This is a genomic window from Microcystis sp. M179S2 (assembly GCF_020245805.1).
Taxonomy (GTDB): domain Bacteria; phylum Cyanobacteriota; class Cyanobacteriia; order Cyanobacteriales; family Microcystaceae; genus Microcystis; species Microcystis aeruginosa.
In genome coordinates this window covers 1-3,645 of sequence record NZ_JADBUE010000239.1, presented here as the reverse complement: position 1 = coordinate 3,645, position 3,645 = coordinate 1, and the positions used below count along the sequence as shown (strand labels likewise).

The 3,645-nt window shown below is 46.3% G+C and carries 3 protein-coding genes and 1 pseudogene; 2 read left to right on the top strand and 2 right to left on the bottom strand.

Features of this window, described 5'->3' with window-relative positions; genetic code table 11:
* Positions 1-231, bottom strand: a pseudogene (locus IM500_RS14875) (flagellar assembly protein H); the annotation flags it as partial.
* 569 nt (positions 232-800) lie between these two features.
* On the opposite strand from IM500_RS14875, the gene hoxE reads away from it, so the two are divergent.
* The gene (gene hoxE / locus IM500_RS14870) at positions 801-1,310 is read left to right on the top strand and encodes a bidirectional hydrogenase complex protein HoxE (RefSeq protein WP_193961689.1); all 510 of its coding nucleotides are present in this window, start codon (positions 801-803) and stop codon (positions 1,308-1,310) included.
* A gap of 28 nt (positions 1,311-1,338) precedes the next feature.
* Positions 1,339-2,946, top strand: coding sequence for an NADH-quinone oxidoreductase subunit NuoF (nuoF, locus tag IM500_RS14865; protein WP_287738827.1), 1,608 nt, complete (start codon positions 1,339-1,341; stop codon positions 2,944-2,946).
* Positions 2,947-2,957: 11 nt separating this feature from the next.
* Here the strand turns inward: nuoF and IM500_RS14860 are convergent.
* Positions 2,958-3,645: RNA-guided endonuclease TnpB family protein (locus IM500_RS14860; RefSeq protein WP_287738825.1), on the bottom strand; the 688-nt coding region annotated here is incomplete at its 5' end.

The window sequence follows — 3,645 nt, the reverse complement described above, 5'->3', positions numbered from 1 at the left end:
TACATGAATCAGAAAAAAAGATTCCTTTCCGCGAAACTTAACTTGTGCGACTAAATCGCTTTCATACCTTTCTCCTTCCGTGACATCGGTAAATACTTCTTTGTCTAAAAAAGTAATCGAGTCCCTATCTAAATAATCGATTAATTGAGGAAAAAATAACTCAATAAATTCGACAAAAAAGGTGGAGATTAACTCCTTAAATAAGCGGTCATGGTCAATATTATTAGTCATGTAATATCATCTTAACTAATCTGAGTGATGAATGACTACTCTTCTCTATTGTATTCTGAAAAGTCGGTTTTGGCAACAGATTGTTATGACTTTACCCCTTTAACCTACGAGGAGAGGGGGATGCTTCCCGCAAAAAAACCCGCAGAAAACGGGTTTATCGAAGAAACCCGTTTTCTATTTCCAGGGTTCATCATAATTGATTGTAGGGCTAATTCATGAATTAGCCCTACAGCTATTACCTAGCTATATTCCACTGCTAAATCGAGCGACTCTTGTTCCCCACTTAAGCCCGCCATAAAAGGCCCTATTCGTTGATTAAACACTATTATAGGAAAGATGCAATGCAATCCTTGCTATCAAAGTAATTTCAGTTCCAGGCTGATTCGGAGCATCTTTCAATTTGACAAGGCCGAAAAATCCCCTATCCCCCAATAACTAAAGGAAAGATAAAGTTATCGATCGCCCTCCGGAGCCAGTGTCAGAATAAAAGCAGGGAGATGAGCAAGGAAAACCGACAACTCTCCATCTTTTTCCCGTCATCGCCCCTAAAATTTATTTGGTTCAGATTTATGCAAACTGCCAATCCTCGTCAAACGGAGAAAAAAGAGCATCCCAGTGGCGATAAACGCTTCAAAGTCCTCGACATTACCATGAAGCGGGCAGGATATAATCAATCAGCCCTGATTGAAGTCCTGCACAAAGCCCAAGAAGCCTTTGGATTCCTAGAAGAAGATGTTCTCCTCTACGTTGCCCGGGCGCTAAAACTGCCCCTCAGTCGCGTCTATGGGGTAGCAACCTTCTACCATCTCTTTTCCCTGAAACCGGCGGGAAAACACACCTGTATCGTCTGTATGGGGACTGCTTGTTATGTCAAAGGCAGCGGCAAAATCCTCGAAGACATCGAAAACACCTTTGATGTCAAAGTGGGAGAAACCACCGCCGATGGAGAAATTTCCCTAGTGTCGGCCCGTTGTATCGGGGCCTGTGGGATTGCGCCGGCCGTGGTCTTCGATGGAGTCGTGGCCCCTAAACAAGATTCGGAAACTGTCTTAGCGAAACTACAGAGTTTCTCCCAGTAATTTTTCACTCTAGTGGATTGAGAAGAATATGGACTTACAAGAATTATTGGCAGTGGCCGAGAAAGAAAAAACTAGACAAAAAAGCATCCGGGTGCATTGTTGCACTTCCACCGGTTGCCAAGCTGCTAACTCCCTCCAAATCAAAAAAAACCTCGCCACTGCCGTCAAAGAAGCAGACCTAGAGGATAAAGTCGAAGTGGTCGGGGTCGGTTGTATGGGTTTTTGTGGTCGCGGTCCGTTGGTGGAAGTGGATCCCCAGGATCTCCTATACGAAGAAGTCACCCCGGAAAGTGCGGCCAGCATTATTGCGGCCTTAAACGGCGGCAAAACCGAGGTGCAATTAGGGGACTCAAAACATCCCTTTTTCTCCCATCAAGTCAAAATTGTCCGGGAAAATAGCGGTAAAATCGATCCCGATCGCATTGAGGAATATATCGCCGTCGGGGGTTATCAATCTCTCTACAAGGCCCTCTACGAGATGACTCCGGCCCAGGTGGTGGAGGAAATCACCAAAAGCGGTTTGCGCGGCCGGGGAGGTGCGGGTTATCCCACCGGTTTAAAATGGGCGACGGTGGCTAAACAACCGGGTAAACAAAAATACGTTATCTGTAATGCTGATGAAGGCGACCCCGGGGCGTTTATGGACCGTAGTGTTTTGGAAAGTGACCCCCATTTAGTCCTGGAAGGAATGGCGATCGCTGCCTATGCTGTGGGGGCGGATCATGGTTATATCTATGTTAGAGCCGAATATCCTCTGGCGATCGATCGTTTGCAAAAAGCGATTAATCAGGCCAAAAAATTCGGTTTAATGGGTTCCCAAGTATTCGAGTCCACTTTCGATTTTAAGGTGGATATCCGCATCGGGGCGGGAGCTTTTGTCTGTGGAGAGGAAACCGCTCTCATCCATTCCATCGAAGGCGGCCGCGGCACTCCCCGCACCCGTCCCCCCTATCCGGCCCAATCGGGTCTCGATGGTTGTCCCACCCTGATTAATAACGTGGAGTCCTACGCTAATATCGCCGCTATTATCCGCGAGGGAGCCGCTTGGTACGCCAATATCGGTACTGCCAGCAGTAAAGGCACAAAAATCTTCGCTTTAACGGGAAAAATCCGCAATAATGGGCTGATTGAAGTGCCGATGGGCATTACTCTCCGGGAAATTGTCGAGGAGATGGGGGGTGGTGTTCCCGATGGTCAAGTGAAAGCGGTACAAACCGGCGGCCCCTCTGGGGGTTGTATTCCCGCTAATTTACTCGATACTCCCGTAGATTACGAATCCTTAGCCAAACTCGGTTCGATGATGGGATCTGGGGGGATGGTGGTCATGGATGATAGTACCAGTATGGTGGAAGTGGCGAAATTCTATATGGAGTTCTGTCGCGAGGAGTCCTGTGGTAAATGTATCCCCTGTCGCACGGGAACAGTACAAATGTTTGAATTATTGGCCAAAATTATCGCTCGAAAGGCCGATATTCACGACCTCGAAAACCTAGAACATCTCTGTCAAATGGTCAAAGAAACCAGTCTTTGTGGTCTTGGTCAAAGCGCTCCCAATCCGATTTTAAGTACCCTAAAGTATTTTAAGGAGGAATATCTGGCTCTGTTAGAGGAAATCAAGCACCCCGTCTCTGTTTGAGATTGACATCCTCACCGCCGGGGCCGGACGGTGATGACCAGCAGATCAAACAAACTTAATTGAACGATCTTCGGTTGGGTTGACGCTTCACGGGATGCTGCTTCTTTAACAGAAGTCTTACACTTTCCTCTGCGTCCGTTTTTTGAGGTCTCCGATTGCCCACCGGCGACCTTGATATTAATTGCGGCGTTCACGTCTCGATCATGGAAAGTCCCACAGAAAAGACATTCCCACTCACGGATATTTAACGCTTTCTTCCCGCCGATATTCCCACAACAGGAACACCTCTGAGACGTTGGCTCCCATCGGGAAATTATCCGAAAATCACGCCCATATTTGTCAGATTTTGCCGATAGCATATCTCGAAAAGAACGCCATCCTAAATCTGATATAGCACGGGACAACTTGCGATTTTTAACCATTCCCGATGTGTTTAAATCCTCTAAAATTATCGTTTGATTTTCACGAACAACTCTAGTGGATAGTTTCTGCAAGAAATCAGTACGAGTGTCTTTAATCTTTGCGTGGATTTTAGCCACTCGTTTTCTTGTTTTTTCCCGTCGTTTACTTCCTTTCTGTTTTCTAGAAAGGTTTTTCTGTGCTTTTCTTAGTCGTTTTAATCGTTTCTTTAACGGTTTCGGTGCGTCTATCTTTTCTCCTGTTGAGAGGGTAGCAAAGGTAGCAATCCCTAGATCAATT

Bases quoted from the DNA above. Each gene is read 5' to 3' on its own strand.
- hoxE (WP_193961689.1), top strand. From the start codon at position 801: ATGCAAACTGCCAATCCTCGTCAAACGGAGAAAAAAGAGCATCCCAGT.
- nuoF (WP_287738827.1), top strand. From the start codon at position 1,339: ATGGACTTACAAGAATTATTGGCAGTGGCCGAGAAAGAAAAAACTAGA.